This is a genomic window from Hafnia alvei, assembly GCF_034424155.1.
Taxonomy (GTDB): domain Bacteria; phylum Pseudomonadota; class Gammaproteobacteria; order Enterobacterales; family Enterobacteriaceae; genus Hafnia; species Hafnia alvei.
On record NZ_CP139993.1, the window covers coordinates 35,715 to 52,726 of the forward strand.

The 17,012-nt window shown below is 46.4% G+C and carries 14 protein-coding genes; 9 read left to right on the top strand and 5 right to left on the bottom strand.

Features of this window, described 5'->3' with window-relative positions; translation table 11 throughout:
- The first annotated feature begins 202 nt into the window (after positions 1-202).
- Both U0008_RS21975 and U0008_RS21980 read left to right on the top strand, forming a co-directional pair.
- Positions 203-553 carry a type II toxin-antitoxin system RelE/ParE family toxin gene (locus U0008_RS21975; RefSeq protein ID WP_043495527.1) on the top strand — a complete coding sequence of 117 codons (351 nt, stop codon included), beginning with the start codon at positions 203-205 and terminating at the stop codon, positions 551-553.
- Positions 550-849 carry a helix-turn-helix domain-containing protein gene (locus tag U0008_RS21980; protein ID WP_043495528.1) on the top strand — a complete coding sequence of 100 codons (300 nt, stop codon included), beginning with the start codon at positions 550-552 and terminating at the stop codon, positions 847-849. The genes U0008_RS21975 and U0008_RS21980 overlap by 4 nt, the downstream gene beginning before the upstream one ends.
- A gap of 139 nt (positions 850-988) precedes the next feature.
- Here U0008_RS21980 and U0008_RS21985 read toward each other — a convergent pair whose 3' ends face one another.
- Together U0008_RS21985 and U0008_RS21990 are read right to left on the bottom strand one after the other, a co-directional pair.
- Positions 989-1,495, bottom strand: coding sequence for a hypothetical protein (locus tag U0008_RS21985; RefSeq protein ID WP_043495530.1), 507 nt, complete (start codon positions 1,493-1,495; stop codon positions 989-991).
- 220 nt (positions 1,496-1,715) lie between these two features.
- Positions 1,716-1,898, bottom strand: coding sequence for a helix-turn-helix domain-containing protein (locus tag U0008_RS21990; RefSeq protein WP_043495531.1), 183 nt, complete (start codon positions 1,896-1,898; stop codon positions 1,716-1,718).
- A 595-nt stretch (positions 1,899-2,493) separates the two neighbouring features.
- On the opposite strand from U0008_RS21990, the gene U0008_RS21995 reads away from it, so the two are divergent.
- The 3 genes from U0008_RS21995 (at position 2,494) to U0008_RS22005 (ending at position 4,125) form a co-directional block, all read left to right on the top strand.
- Positions 2,494-2,856: a hypothetical protein gene (locus U0008_RS21995; RefSeq protein ID WP_043495533.1), complete on the top strand. Its 363-nt coding sequence runs from the start codon at positions 2,494-2,496 to the stop codon at positions 2,854-2,856.
- 87 nt (positions 2,857-2,943) lie between these two features.
- Positions 2,944-3,180 carry a hypothetical protein gene (locus U0008_RS22000; protein WP_043495535.1) on the top strand — a complete coding sequence of 79 codons (237 nt, stop codon included), beginning with the start codon at positions 2,944-2,946 and terminating at the stop codon, positions 3,178-3,180.
- A gap of 66 nt (positions 3,181-3,246) precedes the next feature.
- Positions 3,247-4,125 (top strand): DUF4942 domain-containing protein, encoded by an 879-nt coding sequence (locus U0008_RS22005; protein ID WP_395038454.1) that lies wholly within the window; start codon positions 3,247-3,249, stop codon positions 4,123-4,125.
- A gap of 92 nt (positions 4,126-4,217) precedes the next feature.
- On the opposite strand, the gene U0008_RS22010 is transcribed toward U0008_RS22005, so the two are convergent.
- Complete coding sequence (locus U0008_RS22010; RefSeq protein WP_043495537.1) at positions 4,218-4,523, bottom strand: hypothetical protein; 306 nt, start codon at positions 4,521-4,523, stop codon at positions 4,218-4,220.
- A gap of 283 nt (positions 4,524-4,806) precedes the next feature.
- On the opposite strand from U0008_RS22010, the gene mobA reads away from it, so the two are divergent.
- Together mobA and traI are read left to right on the top strand one after the other, a co-directional pair.
- The gene (gene mobA / locus U0008_RS22015) at positions 4,807-5,112 is read left to right on the top strand and encodes a plasmid mobilization protein MobA (RefSeq protein ID WP_043495551.1); all 306 of its coding nucleotides are present in this window, start codon (positions 4,807-4,809) and stop codon (positions 5,110-5,112) included.
- Positions 5,113-5,114: 2 nt separating this feature from the next.
- A complete protein-coding gene (traI, locus tag U0008_RS22020; protein ID WP_043495539.1) occupies positions 5,115-7,109 on the top strand; it encodes a TraI/MobA(P) family conjugative relaxase in 1,995 nt (664 codons plus the stop codon).
- Positions 7,110-7,191: 82 nt separating this feature from the next.
- Here the strand turns inward: traI and U0008_RS22025 are convergent, their stop codons facing one another.
- On the bottom strand, positions 7,192-8,145 hold the full coding sequence (locus tag U0008_RS22025) for an Rpn family recombination-promoting nuclease/putative transposase (RefSeq protein WP_043495540.1): 954 nt from the start codon (positions 8,143-8,145) through the stop codon (positions 7,192-7,194).
- Positions 8,146-8,261: 116 nt separating this feature from the next.
- On the opposite strand from U0008_RS22025, the gene U0008_RS22030 reads away from it, so the two are divergent.
- Positions 8,262-8,792 (top strand): DUF2913 family protein, encoded by a 531-nt coding sequence (locus U0008_RS22030; protein WP_080723973.1) that lies wholly within the window; start codon positions 8,262-8,264, stop codon positions 8,790-8,792.
- Between the two features lie 23 nt (positions 8,793-8,815).
- Positions 8,816-9,340 (top strand): hypothetical protein, encoded by a 525-nt coding sequence (locus U0008_RS22035; protein WP_131000221.1) that lies wholly within the window; start codon positions 8,816-8,818, stop codon positions 9,338-9,340.
- 546 nt (positions 9,341-9,886) lie between these two features.
- Here U0008_RS22035 and U0008_RS22040 read toward each other — a convergent pair.
- Positions 9,887-16,915, bottom strand: a complete 7,029-nt coding sequence (locus U0008_RS22040; RefSeq protein ID WP_319841429.1) for an Ig-like domain-containing protein — start codon at positions 16,913-16,915, stop codon at positions 9,887-9,889.
- Between the last annotated feature and the right edge of the window lie 97 nt (positions 16,916-17,012).

Consider the following 17,012-nt stretch of genomic DNA (forward strand, 5'->3'; position numbering starts at 1 on the left):
CACTTCCCAATAAACTTAATTGAAGATGACGTTTTGAAGGAAAAAAACTGCAACTTTTGATCATTGTGATTCAAAAATGATGGGTAAACTGTTCTGCGTAGGGAGCTCATCATTTTTGTGTTTAAAATCTTAAAAATAATTGAGGTTATAATCTATAGATTATATACTGTAAATATAAGCTATAGATTATAAGGAATGAGCTTTGTGGACTGTTATTTTTACTACTCGTTTTGACCAGTGGTTTGATGAGCAAGATGAAGATGCACAAGAAAAAATCTTGGCTGATTTAAGTAATCTTGAAGCGTATGGACCAACATTGTCTCGCCCGTATGCCGATACGGTGAATGGCTCAAAATATCCGAATATGAAAGAGCTACGTATACAGCATGATGGTCGCCCAATTAGAGCGTTCTTTGCATTTGATCCCATTAGACGTGCAATCATTTTGTGTGCAGGCGACAAAAGCAACGACAAACGGTTTTACAAGACAATGATTCGTATCGCAGATGAGGAATTTTCAGCTCATCTTACTGTGATGGAGGAGAATAAATGAAAACACTACGCGACAAAATTGCCGCACGCACATCTGAAAGCCAAGCTCGAATTAAAGAAATGGCAGATGAAATGATTTTAGAGACAGGCTTACAGATGATGAGGGAGGAACTACGCCTATCTCAAACAGCACTCGCTCAATCAATGGGGGTTAGCCAGCCAGCAATTGCTCAGATTGAGCAACGCGGCAACGACGTTAAGTTAGCAACGCTAAAACGTTATATAGAGGCTATGGGCGGCAAACTGAGCCTAACTGTTGAAATGCCAGAAGGTAATGGGCGCATATTTCACATCTAATACCTAATACCTAATAGCGCTGGCATAGTTATCACAGAAGTCAGGTTAGGCTACGAAATCTAAAAGCCCTTACCGCAACTGTCAGGGCTTTTAAGGTAAAGATGCAGAAGCATACAGAGCAGTCGTATCTATTGCCGCTCTACACCTCATGGATGCGAAGAATTCGTATTTTCTCAGGAGTAAGTACGACGGTTGTATCTCCATGCAAATGTGAATCTTGCATGCCCCGTTCATAATCGGATATTGCATCAATACCCGCAGCCCGCAATAAATTTATTTTATGATCGGCAGTGATTTTGACTCCGTTGATAATCCCCTTTGAATAGCGGTGATAATCACAGAATAATACGTCATAGTGTGACTGAACTGAAATACAAACAGGGAGAGTATCATCCAACTTCTTTTGAATATCAGGCTGTTGGGCGAAAGGTAGATTTGTATTCAGTACAGCGGTATCTGACAACAGTTCGCATTCATAGACCCACACAGAACGATGAGCAAGAGAGCGGATCTTATAACAGTGGTTACGGGCTGCATTAAAGTTATCAGCGAACCATATTGCGTGTATGTCTCCTGACTCTGCTGTTCCTAAGTAATCAGTACTAAATTCAGAGAAATAAGTTTTACTTCCATGAAAAAGCTTCATATAGACACTCCATCACATGAAGACCCCTGTGATAACGCCCGTTAATCTAGGGGGGGCATTGTTTTCATAGGAATGCAAGCAACGAAAACAAACAAATTATACCTGTGTCATAATTAATTTGGATGCAATAGTCTGCTAGTTAATAATCGTTTGTTAAAATTATACATCCTAGCAAGCTTATACTTAGGGGCAGCTATTGCACAGACGATATTGGGATGTCTTAAAGTCGACCATTTTGTTCTCTTAACGTCAGCGCTTCAGTCGCTAACTCAACTATCTTTTCTATTTCTTTGCGACTTTCATAACGCTTGTAAGTTCTTAGGCTAATGTCCAATTCTTCGGCTGCTCTTTCTTGATCCCATCCAAAACCACGACGCCATAAACGAAGCTCAAAACCCGTCATTTTAGTCTCTCTAAAAGTGCCATTTTGGCACTTTATACTAATTCAATTAATGTGATTTGCAATTTTTAATGCATTGTAAAGTGCCAAAATGACACTTAATTAATATGATAATTCGTTATGTGCGACGTCATTTTTAAAGACTTACCCCCTAGGGCGTCTCCTTCGGACCGCGCGCTCGTGCTACGCACAGAGCCAGTCTGCGCCTGTCTCTGCCCATACGGGCTTCCCTCGCATGACGCAACCCCGTCGCTTGCATGGCCTTGCGGCCAGCCGCTTTCACTGCCCGACAGTTATCTGTCGGGCGCTAAGGCAGCCAGATGAATCTGGCTTTTCTGTGTCACCTTCCACCTTGCGCCGTCTACGTTTCCTTTTTGCAGATCAGCCTGCGTCACGGGACCTGAAAGTCAACAGGCCGCGCAAGCGCTGGCCGTATTAATTTTTGTCCTCTCAAGTTCGTCTCAAAAATGAACACGTCCCCTGTGGACTTTCACGCCGCGCGTGTCGCTGACCGTCTTCCTGCAAAAACGCCCCGCAGCCGGTTCTACCGGTTCGGAATGACACCAGAAAGAAGCCAGAGGCTTCAAAGGAGAAATCTATGTATCAGACGCTCAACTACACAAATACCGATCGCATGTTGTGGGATGCCGAGGCCGAACATGCCTACTGGCTTGCGCAAGAAAAAAAATCAATTACTGCGCCCGTAGAAATCAGCGTAGCGGCCTTTCACGACGCCGCAGGGCGCTATTTATCGGCTAACTGGATGTATTTTTTTGATGAGAACACAGACAGCGAATCATTTATGAGTGCTGACATGGTGTGCGGGAATGTGACGGATATTTATGTGCGAGTGGGGGCGCGTTACTTCCATTTTTGTGATCGCGAATCCTGCACCCATCAGGCCATTCTTCAACGTATTACACAGGAGGTATTAGCGAAAAATACGAACGTACAGATGTAAAAAAAGCAGGCTTTCGCCTGCTCTCTCATGCTGGTTTTGACCGTATCAAAGATAAACCAGCTTCAATCAATACATGGAGATTTAACCATGAAAACTGAAGTCACGATTATTGCGCCTTGTGCGGCGCATGTAAAGCAAAAACAGCAAAAACGTGTTTACCACGAAGACATTTCACCGCAGGCCATTGCGCCCGCGTTGAAATCCTTTGGGCGGCACATTGTGAAACAACAGCGTCGCCGCCAGTCGGTCAGGGTTCCCGCTATGCGTGGGAGTGATTGGGGGCAATTGTTGCGCGCCCTCGAATTAAAACGGGCTTTCGCCTGATTTAACTTTCCGCCTCATGCATAAGCATGAGGCGGTTCTCTGACACGACGAATAGAGGAATTATTTATGCAAAATACGGTTTTATCCCTTCATCATGGTGTAACTGATTCGATTTACATGGATTCCAGCACAGAGCAGGCGGGTGGCTTGATCCCTTCAGTGGAAATCGACCGTATTATTTCTATACGTGCCGAAGGATTGAAAAAGTATGCGGATGGACTGGCGATGTTGCATGACGCCAAGGCGTTGTTCTTATCGGTCAGTGGTGATCTCTCTACTGTTAACTTTGGGCAATGCGTTTTCGATGCCGTTCGCTGGGAATCAAATCCAAAACGTGACGACAAGGTGATTAAAAAAGGTATTGATGTTGATATATGGCAATACCTCATGAATGAAACAGGCATGATCACTTTGATGAGTAGTAAGCAACAAGATGCATGGGAAAAGCAGTTACATAGTGATGACATGCCAGAAATCACCCTTGAGACGGTTATCGCAACCTTTGCACAGTTGAATGCAAGCAAAAGTGATACGTTTGAGCAAGGTGTTATTGACGTGTTTCGCGCGTTATCATGGGACTATAAAACGAATAATCCGTGTCGTTTAGGTAAGAAAATTATTGTTTCACGTCTGCTTGAAACGTGGGGGAAAGGTTACACAAAAGCAACTTGTAGCAGCGTTGCAAAACTGGATGATTTGGCGAAACCATTCTACGTATTAGAGGGAAAACCAGTACCAGATTACCGCGTTGCAGATGGTGCAAATTTCACTTTATTTTATGACAATCATGGTTTCTCTGGTGAAGTCTATGAAGGGGAATATTTTTTTGTGAAGTACCATAAAAATGGTAATGGTCACATTGTATTTAAGCGCCCAGAGTTGGTGGATAAAATTAACGATATTGTTTCACGCCACTACCCTGACATGCTACAAGAGCGCGTATGATAGACGCGAAAGCAGAGTTGATGCTCTGCTTTTTTATTGCCCTGCGATTGCATAATGGTATTGAACCATTACGCAACCGATGCGCCAACCTGCTAGTTTTGAGATTGATTGACGCTTTTTTTGTTCTTCCCCACTACTGCTTTCTTTTTCGAACCACTGCTTGCTGAAAGTAAGTCTCTAATTGCGCGTTCACTGACTACAATTTCACACGTTTCCAATGCGGATTTAATTTCTTTCGCTGAATAGCCTTTTTGTGTCGCTAACGCAACAATTTGCGCGTGAAGACTTTCCAGTGCATCTTTACTCGATATTTTATCTTTGGATAAATCGGGCAATTCATCGAGCTTCATTTTCGCGAGTTCAATCTGATCATGCGTGTAAAAATTCTTTGCAGCCATGCTAATCCACCTTGTTTCACTATTTAAACAGAGTCATTCCGTAATTATACCGATAATGCGTCATTTTAGGTTATCCAATTTACCTCATCATGGTGTCGTGACAAACCAGACCTTGCGGGGCATAATAGATGAAATCCAGTTCAAAATAAGGGACAAGATGTGTTTTGTAGCACCGCCTGCACGCAGTCGGCTCCTACAAAACGTCTTGGTCAGGGCGAAGCCCCGACACCCCAGATACGATAAAACCGAGCCGAACACCGAGAGTAAGGGCGATGAGAGTCACATGAGCAAGAGTGAGAAGCGAAACAGAACAGCACTTCTTCCTAGTGTGCGATGCCTTCCCGAAGAGAAGGAAGCCATTCAGGAAAAAGCGAAAGCCGCCGGGCTAAGCCTCGGGGAGTTTTTGCGTCGTTCTGCGCTAGGTCGCCGTATAGATGCTCAATGTGATACCGAAATGATTATGGAGCTTCGTCGTCTCGGTGGCTTGCAAAAGCACCTTTTTAAAGAGGGCGAGGGGCTGATGAGTAAAGAGTATTCTCAGGTACTCGTTGCACTACAGAATGCGCTTCTTCGTGTCGGACGGGGCTAGCGATGATTGGACGAATCCCTCCTAAACGCCGTGATGGTAAAAGTAGTTTTCTAAAACTTGTCTCGTATGTCGTCATTCGGGATGAAGATAAACCGGACATGCCACTCGAACCTGAACATCCAGATTGGCGTCGTCCTAAATCTACAGATGAACTATTCAATAGGTTGGTTGACTACGTTAGTAGAAGTGGTGATGAAGGGGCTATGCATACGTTAAATATTGACGATGATGGCCGACAGCGTGTTCTGTTCGATGGTGTTTTGTGCGAAACAAACAACTTCAGTTTAGCGACAGCGGCTGTTGAAATGAATGCTGTCGCTTCGCAAAATACACGCTGTAAAGACCCCGTTTTTCACTATATTCTTTCTTGGCCTACCAGTGATAATCCAAATCAGGATGAAGTGTTTGATAGCGTCAGACACACGTTAAAATCCTTTGGAATGGATGAGCATCAGTACGTCGCGGCTATACATACTGACACTAATAATATTCACTGCCACATAGCGGTTAACAGAGTTCATCCTGTCACTTATGACACTGCTGATGATTCATTTACTCGTCTCAAGTTGCAACGGGCCTGTCGAGAGCTCGAGCTTAAATACGACTGGACCCCGACTAATGGATGTTATGTCGTGGACGAGAATAAGCAGATCGTTTACAAAAAACGAGATGAACCGCCAGTACCTCAAGGTTCGGTAGCAATGGAGTATTATGCCGATCAGGAAAGCCTCCATAGCTATGCCATGAGAACGTGTTCTGATGATTTGGAAAAGCTGATTGTTAAAGATGAACTAACTTGGTTTGAACTCCACAAGTTGTTGGTCAAACAAGGTTTAAAACTTGATAAAAAAGGCAAGGGACTCGCTATCTATTCTCTTGATGAGAAGGACATCACTCCGATCAAAGCAAGTCACTTACATCCTGACTTGACGCTCAATTGTTTGGAGGACGATCTTGGTCCATTTGAGCAACTGGAAGATGCAGGGCGATATACTCTAGATACAAATGATGAAGGCGATGATGCGCTTATTCATATGTATCGCTATGAACCCCATTTGCATAAACGTGATGAGGATGCGAGAGCCGCTCGGCGTGAAGCCCGCGCGGTTGCACGACGTGAGCTGTTCGATCGTTATAAAAAATATAGCAACGGTTACAAGCGTCCGAAGATGGAAGGGACTGAGGCTACGTCTCAGTTTAAAGCGCTATCGAATCGTTACGCATGGAAGAAAGAGCAGGTTCGCTTTGTCTTTGACGATCCGTTAATTCGTAAGGCTGTTTACCGCGTTCTTGAAGCGGAACGACAAAAAGAATTTGAGTCTTTAAAAGCGCAAATTAAACAGGAAAGAAATGCTTTCTACAGTCATCCTTCGAACCGAAAACTGACAAAGCAGGAGTGGGTTGGCCAGCAAGCGCTCAAACAAGATCAGGCTGCGATTTCGTGTCTACGTGGATGGTCTTATCGTTATAAGCGTGATGCGTTAACACCGCCACTCTCAGAAAATGCGATAGTTTGTGCAGTGGCTGATGACACGAAACCATATAACATTCAGGGATACGAAAAATCCGTGAGTCGTGATGGAACGATACAGTATAAGCAGGATGGTATTATCCAGATTCAGGATAAAGGTAGTCGCCTTGAGATTGCTGATCCATATGCCCAGAATGGGCTGCATATTGCCGGTGCAATGGTTCTTGCCGTAGAAAAATCGGGTGAGAAAATGTTGTTTAGTGGGGATACAGAATTTGTTGAGTCAGCTTGTGATTTAGTGCCGTGGTTTAATGAAGAGGGTAAGAAGATCCTACCGTTAACAGAACCACAACAGCGAGTTATGGCGGGGTACGATAAAGCTGAAGTGCGCGATGATGCATTTGTGGCGACGCATCGTATCGTTGATGAAGAAACTTATTTGGCCTCGCTTGAGCGCAATGAAGTCAACGATAACCGTGAACGTCATGACCTTAAGCACAAGAAGAATACGTATCGACCGCGTTAAGCGCTCTATCGCGACAAATAAAAACCTCCGTAAGAGGATACTCACGGGGGTTTATTGTTTAGACAGGCATCGCGGCCATTGATTAGTGGCGGATTTGTTCCAGTTCGTCAGCGGTAAGACCGGTCATTTTCATCACGGTACCGCGATCGAGACCATTTTGTAGCATGGTACGAGCAACTTCGAGTTTGCCCTCGAGCTTGCCTTCGTAGCGACCTTTTTCCTCGCCGATTTGGATGCCCTCCATGCGGCCTTCCATTCGACCTTTCTCAATGCCTTTCTGTTCAAGTTGTTGTGCGATGGTCATAAGTGCGTCTCCGTGTTGCGGCACACGCTGTGCCAGTTCGCGAATAAAAGCTTCAGAGTCAGCGGACTCGCCTGCTTGTACGAGATAGTGTATCAGCGCTATCACCTGCGGTGAAGAGAGATAATCTGCCATCAGTAACGTCACCAGTCGGTCCGTCAGGGTGGCGATATCGCGCTGATGAATGTGTTTTTGCAGCAGGGTGAGTGCGGCCATACTGCGGTGACCCATGATTTCATCATCTGGTATCACAGTGACATCAACCAGCGGATAGGCTCCGCCGTAGACGTTTGCCGCCAGTTCAGGGTCGTCAAACTCATCGAGCCAGCGTGTCGTATAAGGATACGGGCTGCGTTTGCCAACATAGAATAGTATCGGTATCACCAGCGGCAGTTTCTTATGGCCTGCGTCGAGGTGGCGCTGCATAGCTGCAATGGCATAGCGGGTCATGCGAAAGGCCATATGAATATCGGGTGAGCTTTGATGTTCGATTAAAACATGCACATAGCCCGTTCCTTCAACTGTCTCTACGCTGTAGAGCACGTCACTAAAATACTGGCGAAGATCATCTTCAACAAAGGAGCCTGATTCAAGCTTTAGCGTACTGAGGTCGCATATTGCGCGTAGCTCTGCCGGAAGATGGATCTCCATAAAATCCCGTGCGATTTCCGGCTGTGTAAGGAACTGGCGGAAGGTCGCATCATGCGGCGTAGGCGTGCTGTTTTTCTTCTTCATCGATACAGACTCTCAATATTGATATGTCTATGATATCACACTTATAAAACGCGGGATTTTTTGCCTGATATGCTGCGTGTGATATTATCCGCGCTTATTGTGTATGGAGATACGTTTTGACCGTTTTATATCAAAAAAATCCCTCCCAAGAGTTAGCCCATATGTGTTGGTGCCTGTTAGTTGCTGTCAAAATGGCACGCCGTGCCGGTAAGATAGCGTCAGACTTGCAAGAGCATCTCTTTATCATGCAGTGGCTGGCCACCGCGCTGAAACGACATCTGTTTCCCAAGATAGTGGCCAACGATATCGTCTGGTTTATGACCCAGGGAAAGAAATATGGCTATGGGGCTAAGTTGTACAACAAGGTTGAATATATCTACCGATCTAGATCAGGTGCTCTAGCGGACAAAAGTGCGTTATTCAGGTTTACCTATTTTGTAGAAACGCTAAAAGCGATGGGGTGGCTGGATTACTTATTATCGCCACAAGAATGGAAAAACTACAGAAAAGCCTCTTCAACGGCCAGTGCGGTCTATACGCCAAAAGCTTTGTTACATGCTTCGTTTGATGAGGCGGGAATGGTGTTTCTAGTGTTGCTAAATCAGGTAGCGAGATATTTCATAATATCGATATCAACACAAATTTAAAACAACAGGGAATGACATCAAACTTGACTGATTTGATTAAAAAAAGTGGGATAGAGTCTTTACAACCAGAGTATATTGATGAACAAATGAATGGTGCTAAAGATGATATTACTGAAGCGATTAATGAAATTGTAGTCTCACCAAAAGATAACGATACAATCATCAACCAGTTGAAAAACAAACTAAAAATACGTGTAAACACTTTGACTAAAGATGTAGATAGAACGTCTCTAACTAGCGCTATCAGTAAAAATTCAGATTTGACTCCTGATGAAGTCAATCAAGCGGTAACAAATATCATCTCAGCAAAAAACAAAGCATCAGAAGTTATTAACCAACGATTCACAGATGCTGAGCAAAAAATTGATGAAGCTAAGAAAAATTATGCTGAGTTGAAAAAACAAGCACGTGAAAGTGCCGATAGGGCTGCGGAAATGGCGGCTAAAATATCGCTTGCTTCATTCTTTGCGCTATTACTCGGTGCCCTAGTCAGTACTTTTGCTGGTTTTTTTGGTGCAAAAACTTCATTACATTTCACTAAACAATAATGATTCCGAGGCCTATTAACATAGGCCTCATAAAAAAGCCTAAAATACTAAAATTTTATTAAGTTATTTTTTGTTAAAGACGGGGGTTCTGTCAAACTCGCAGAAAGTTATAAGTTGGTTCTACATCATTTGAAAGTGGAAATGAATACGTCATTCTTGTGTACAAGCTGTTTATTGTTTACTTCAAGCGTAGTGCTTAGCAGTATGAGTATATATCCTTTCGCCGATATATACACTCATGATAGACATCATGTAAGCGTCAGCCAAAGGCCGTATTGATTATTACAAGGATGGGGTTTCGATCTTCCAAGGCAACAGTTGGCTAGTCTGCAATAACGCCAGCACACGACACAGATAAATTTTGGGACCTAGACTTTTTAACTTATAACCCCTGATCAAACTTTTTAATCCTTGGTCACTTGTTAGAATTTGTTACGTCTATAGAATAGGCATATTAGTATGGTCATACTAATCAATCCCCAACATGAATAAGCGTTACTCATGTCGAGGATTAATTAGCACCTTACTTTCTGATATTAAAGCTTTTTAGAGTCGCGTAGACCGTCCATACTTTGAATCAAAAACTATCGACTCTATCCACGTACATCCCGTCCCCGTTGCCCCCCACCCATGGCTTTCTGAAGCCCAATAGGTGAATTCTTTATCACTATAATTAATAACAACGCCAACGCGATACCCACCCGTATGGTCACGCCAACAACTACTTGCGATTTGTACTGTACCGAACTGAATGTTTTGATTTGAACTAACGGTGTTATAAGAAGTAGGGAAAGGCCCTGATGTGTCGCTACTATTTTGAGTTGAGCTTACCTTAGCTTTCACAGACATTGGAGAAATAAGTTTCTTCCCACTAAAGTTTATACTGTCACCTGTCGCTACGGCATTATTCCAGTGCTCGTTTCCGAACGCACTTTCTTTACATGCATCATCGGTTCCGCTTAATGTCACTGTTTCGACATGGGAACGAACGGTAAGCGAAGTCCATATTTGATTTGGGTTTAAGTTTTTTACAATGACAGCAGAAGATAATTTACTACTCTCAAGATTACCATATCCCTTAGCAACCAGTCTTACATGTACTGTTTTTCCCCATAGATTAGCATTCGGATTAACAGTAGTCGTTTTACTCCCAGATGGCGACGGCTCCTCTTTGCTGGCAAGAACATTATTATTACTGTCTAAAAGATAGACGGTCACGCTCTCAGGCTTACTGAACTCATCTGAGGTATCCGCACTCCAGGTCACTGTAAGTGTGTCATCTGTGAATACTGGCGTCCATGTGCCGGAACTGCCCTTACTTCCTCTACTGATGTAAGAGACATCGCCCAGACTAATAGATGGCTTCGAATACACCATCACATCGTAATACCCAGAACTGGCATTGTAATAGTCATTAGCAAGCACCGTAAGCGTCAGCCTGGTTTGCCCCTTGCTTATATTTCCTTGAACAGTACCTGAACCGGATATATTTACTACATTTGTATTACTTGACGTCCATTTAATATCGGCCTGCGACGTCAACGTGGTGACCGGTTCTTGAAGAGTGAAAACATCTTCATCCGTAGTTTTCATCAAGGATGTGTCGAAACTCACGTCAGCGGTCGCTTTGTTAAGTACATATACCACATCCGCCGAGGCAGCAATAAACTGATCTGTTTCTGGGGTACTGACCGTAACGGTCGTTGTTCCCGGTTTTACTGCCGTAAGCTTCCCGGTATTGTCTACGCTAACTACCGATGTATCTTTAGTGGAATACGTAGCGGTAAGCTCATTCTGTACATCGCTATTGGTATACGTAGCGGTGATATTCCGTTCCTTACCATCAGCCCATACAGCAGTAATAGGGTCACCTGTTCCGGCTTTTAACCCAGGGGTCGCTTTAGACACATTCAGTGTGTATGACGCCATCGCCTGATTGTATTGCTCATTCCCTGGCGTATAGACCGATATTCTTGCGCTACCGGCTTTCAGTAGGGTGACTTTCCCACTCCCGTCAACAGTGGCCACACCGGTGTTTGAACTCGACCACTTTTGCTCTACACCTTCAGGCATACCGCGTACCACCTGAGACGCAGTGAAGCTTCTCGTCCATGTCACTGGCTGTTCAGCATTATCAAACCGTAAATCTGGTGTAATAGCGCCCACAGTGATCGTAACGAGGTTCCCCACCGTTTTACCGTCAACTTGTGCATTAAGAGTCACCGACCCTTTGGTTGTCGCAGTACCGGTGGCTACATAGTGACCATTCTGCTGGTCCTGAACCTGACTGAGCTTAAAGCCCGCCAGTAGATCCGCCCCCTTAATCGCCACCGTTTTCCCCGTCACCGGATTGCCGTAGCTGTCTTCAAGGCTGGCTGTTAATTTTACCGTATCCTTACCGTCGGAGCCTATGCTGGTTTTATCTGCACCAAAGGCCGCATTCTTTATCTCTCCTGCGACCACGGCAACGTTGTCTGCCTGCATATGGTTATCGCTATCAAGATAGGCGGTCATCTGGAGCTGGCCTGCAGTGTGGCTTTTCACCGTTGTGGTTGCGACACCGTTTTCATCGGTGCGCGACGTCGGCTCATAACTTTCCGCCTGACCACGAAGTTGCCAGGAAACCACCACATTTGTTAATGGGTTCCCCTGAGTGTCAGTTACCGTGGCACTGTAGGTCACTCCCTTAGTATCACCGGCAACCAGTGTGGTTTTATTAGGGCTGACAGCCGATAACGTCCAGCTGTCTGTATCCCCTTTCACCGTCAGTGTCCGACTCTTACTCAGCGTAATATCACCCACTTTAGTCGTCAGTATGGCGCTGCCCGCCTTATCGCTGGTCACTGTCATTGTATAGCGGCCAGGCGCATTACTGTTCTCCTGACTTTCGCTGATGTTCACATTCCGGTTATCGCTGTGACCACTGACACTTTTCCCAGCAAGGTAATTGCCATTACTGTCTCGCAGCGTCAGCGTCAGCGTTGCAGTTTCTTTTCCGGCAACAATGGCCGAAGGGGCAAGTGTCAGTTCTGAGCGATTTTCATCCACATCACCGGCACTGAATATGACATCTGGCGCCGCAGTAGTGCCTGACGGAAGAATGAGTTCCATTTTGGCAGTACCTACGAGCGCTCGAGTTAGCGTGACGCGGGCAGTGCCGGAGTCATCTGTACGTGTCACCTGTGAACTGAGCGTACTCCCTTCATTTGCGCTCCAAGTGACCGGGATACCCGCCCCCAGTGCATTTTCGTTAGCATCGGTCAGTACCGCTGTATAGGTTACAACATCACCTACTGTGGCAGACGTCGGTGTCGCGCTAATGCTGCCTTTGACTTTAGCTGTATTATTATCGGCACTGAGCGTGAGTGAAGCCGTATGGTTGATGCGGATATTGCTCACATCCGCGCTGACCTGTGTGGTGCCTGCTTTTTTACCTGATACAGTTGCCTCGTAGACGCCCGTCGATACCTCTTTGAAGGCGGATACGTTCATCTTCAGGTCTGACGCAAAATTCGCGTTTACCTTATCCTTGAGACCGGTCAGCAAGTTGCCTTCAGTATCTCGGGCAATGACTCTGAGAGTGGCCGTTTCTTTTTCTGCAATAATGCGAGAAGGGGAGAGACTGAGTGAGGATTTATCTGCACTGATATCGCCGGCTGTGAAATTGATAGCTTTATTTGCCTTAACAGGCGAACCTCCACCCAGCATAGCAGACACCCACGCCGTACCCGCAGCGCGACTACTTAACGTAATTTCAGCCACGCCGTTCGCATCAGTACTGCTCAGGCTTGAGGGGAGCGTGCCTAGAGTGGTATTCCAACCTACAGCAACGCCTTTAAGTTTTGTATTGCCATTTTTATCCTTAACTTGTGCTCGGATAGTCACGGTTTCCTGTCCATCGGCCTTAGCCGTGTCAGCACCGGATATTGTCACATTGTCAATCTGCGCAGAATCTTGGTTTGCTAAAAGAGCCAGTGGCGTCTGCAGGTTAACCGCACCGCTTTTCGCCGTCAGTGTCCATATTCCTTCGGTCGTTCCGGTAACTGCCGCCTGATAGACGCCTTCTCCCTTTTCAACTTGTGTAAAGTGGATACCTGATTGGCTGTCTGCCTGCCAGTCGATACGCTTTCCTGCTACTGGGTTATCCCATTTATCCCGAAGAATAAGTGAGGCTAAAGCTTTTGACTGACCGTCTGCGGTAATAGATTGCGGAGAAACGGAAAGCTGACTATGCTCGCCGACTGGCTCCCCAGGTCCAAAATCAACCTGCGTCGAACCTTTGTGTCCATTATAAAGTACAGCCGTGACCGTCGTCAGTGTCGCCTGCGTTCCCAACAGTTTGACCGTCGCTTGACCTTTCTCATTGGTCTGGCTGACAGTATCGCTCAACTGGTTGTGATTGGTTTGCCATGCCACGCTCGTTCCGGAAACGGGATTATTATCCCCATCAAGCACGGTGGCCGTCAGTGTGACTGGCTGAATTTGTCCTGCCGTTGCCGATGTTGTATCTGGAACGACAGTCACATTGGCTGTCTGCTCATCAGATAGTGCCTGTAGGGACAATGATTTCTCAGTGTCTTTACCAAGAGAGGCGGAAACAATCACCTGACCCGCATAGTGGGTGCTCAGTGAGGCGGAAGCGATACCATCGGGATCGGTTACCGGACGTGCTGGGGTAATCTCCGCTTTGTTGCCGTTGCTGAGCGTCACTTCCACCCCAGAAAGTGGATTGCCGTGGGTGTCTGTTACGCTGACGGTGAGTGTTGCGGTGTCTGTACCATTAGCCGTCAGCGTCTGTTTATTGCTGGTCAGCGTTTTAATAACAGGACTCTGCTTGTCAGCAATAAAGGTGAACGGAGAGGTTGATTTTGATGACGCATTTGTAGATGCGGTCACGACTACGTCACTGTAGGCGCGCGTACTGGTGACTTCTGCTTCTGCTATCCCTTGTTCAGAGGTCAGGGTTTGTGAACGTTTAAAGGATACGATGCTGCTGTCCTTGTTGGATTTCCAGTCTACCGGAATACCGGAAAGCGGGTTGCCATTCTGGTCTTTGATAAGCGCTCTGAATGTCACCGCAGTGGCGCCGTCAGCAATACCGGATGCCGCAGTTGTATCCACAGAGGTGACAATGGCGGTCGCGTTATTGCCAGTAAATGTGGTCTCTTTTGAGACTGACCGGCTATTAACGCTGGCTGCCACATGCGAAGGACCGGCAACGGTGCTGGTTAGGGTGGTGGTGGCCATACCCTGAATATCTGTTTTAACGGTTTTTTCTGCAAGTACGGCACCGTTATCTGCATCAAGTGTGACCAAGATGTTTGGTACGGCATTTCCCTGCGCATCGGTAACGCGGGCTGTCACTGTTTTTTGCGTTTTACCATCTGCCAGTGAAACTTCAGGAATAATACTGAAATTCTTTTTCTCAATCCGCGCCGTATTCTGGTCAGGACGGAATGAAAGCTTCAGTGTCTTATTTCCTTTGTCGTTAATACTGGCCGTCATGGTTGTTTCACCGGCATGCTGTGAGGTCACGGGAACGATAACAGTACCATCGGACTCAGTGATAGCCGTTCCTGCCACAGTCGCACCATTATCTGCTTTGAGTATGACGGTCTGACTGGGTACGGGGTTATTTTGTGCGTCAACAACCCTCACTCGGAACTTATCCTGCGATTGACCATCAGCAATAGCATTGTTTTCAATCACGTCTAGGCCATCAACGAGGGCGGTAGTGTTGTCTGCTGTCAGCGTTACATTAGCCGATGCAAAATGGACGTTTCGGGCTGATGGTGTCAGCGTGAAAGCTTCCGGTAGGGTTCCTGCTGTAACTTTCATCACATATTCGCCCGCGGCACGTCGGGTGAATGTCGACACGGTTGCATTGCTGCTCCCGCGAAGTTTAGATGTTTTATCAATGCTGATTTCTTTTTCAGCAATATCAACAGGATGTCCTTCTTTGTCATTCACCTTCAGGATAAGCTCTTGCTGCGAACTCCCGTCTGCAGGCAGTGTCGCGGTAGAGGGGGAGAGTGAACTGGTCGTGGTATCAATCGCCGCTTGGGTGACGGTAACCTGAGTGTCAGCCCGGCTAGAAACATTCCCTTTTTTGTCCACGGCTACACCGCTCACGGTGTAGCTGTTAATGCCCCCCGCACCGGAGTGATATGTCGGCATGACAACGGCCCAGCCACTGCCGTTCTGCAAGATTTTGCCTCCCGCAGCAATCAGTGCTGACGCTGACCAGTCGATATGCTCGAGCCCATATTTGCTTGTCACGGAGACCCCAAGTGATTTTTGCTCACCGGCATAGCCTGTGACTAAATCTGCCGTTTTGAGACGGATCACTTCTTTCTTACGGTATTCCAAAACAATATTATTGTTGCGTTCGACGAGGTCATAACGGCTACCCGCTAAGCTGCGCATAGCCGCCACGGCATCAGGGTTAACCTGCTGTTGCCACGGCACACCGAGTTGGTAATTCATGTCAACCCCAAAGCGAGTGTCATTCTCGCTCGATTTACCCTGCCTTTGCTCGGCACTGAGTGTGATTAACGGCACGGGGGTGTAGGTTATTCCCGCCGTTATGGCGTGGGGGTCTCGTTGGCGATTGTCTTTACCAAACAGCCCAACTTCTTGGCCATAATATTGTTCATAGGTCAGTTTCCCCCCCAACTGCGGTAGCGCTGGGAGCCAAGCCTGCGCACGAACATCCCAACCATTAGCCGGCCGTTCTTCATAATCGGTAACATCAGGCGAGTTTTTCCAATTAGTCAGACGTTGATATCCATTGACACCCAACTTCAAGAAATCGCGCCAATACTCCAGTCCCAACCCCATGCGAGCATGGTCACGTGAAAGGTCATAGTCCAAAAAGGTATTCCCTCCCAACATCCACGTATCAGTGAACCAGCGATATCCCATCCCTAAGTTTGACTGGGTGCGGTCATCCGTACGGTGCAGACTGGCTTGGGTGAAGACAAGACTGTCCTTTTGTTCATACAAAGGGACAAGCAGGTCAAACTGAGAGTTTTTGAGGGAGAAGTGCTTATTGGTATCCAGTTGTACTCTTGCTGTACCAAACCGGCTTAGCCACTGCTGAATTTCACTACTGGCCGCCCCGGAGGCCATCCCGCGAGCCATCGATGCCGCCGCGTCGCCGTTTGGACTCTGGCTTAGAAATGTGCCCGCTTGTGAAGCCATCCCAGCCAGTTTTTGATTTTGTACATCGTCGTTAGGCGTGCCGGATGCGTCAGCAGCACGGCGATGTTGTTTATCCCACGTGATAGTGGATAGCGGCGCATAAGGAACGTCGAGTTCATCCCCCGGTTGTAGATGGTCAAAACCATGCGAAAAAGTACGTAGTTGATTTAATTGGCGCAGTGCCGATAGCGCTATATTGTATTTTTTTGCTACTGACTCAGTGCTTTCTCCTGATGAGAGGGTGTAGACCTTTGTTGGCATTGGCGCATGGCTATCGGTGCTTTCCAAAAAGTGTCGGTCGCTACCCGCACCCGCCATCATCGGGGTGAAGGCACCTACCAGTGGGAAAGCTATTTGGGTGATAATATTCACCCACGCTATCACCTGCGTCTTGCGCGGGCACTTAAGTATTTTCTTATTATGTTGTGGATTAATGGAGTGTGAGCTCACTGTATTATTTCTCTATATC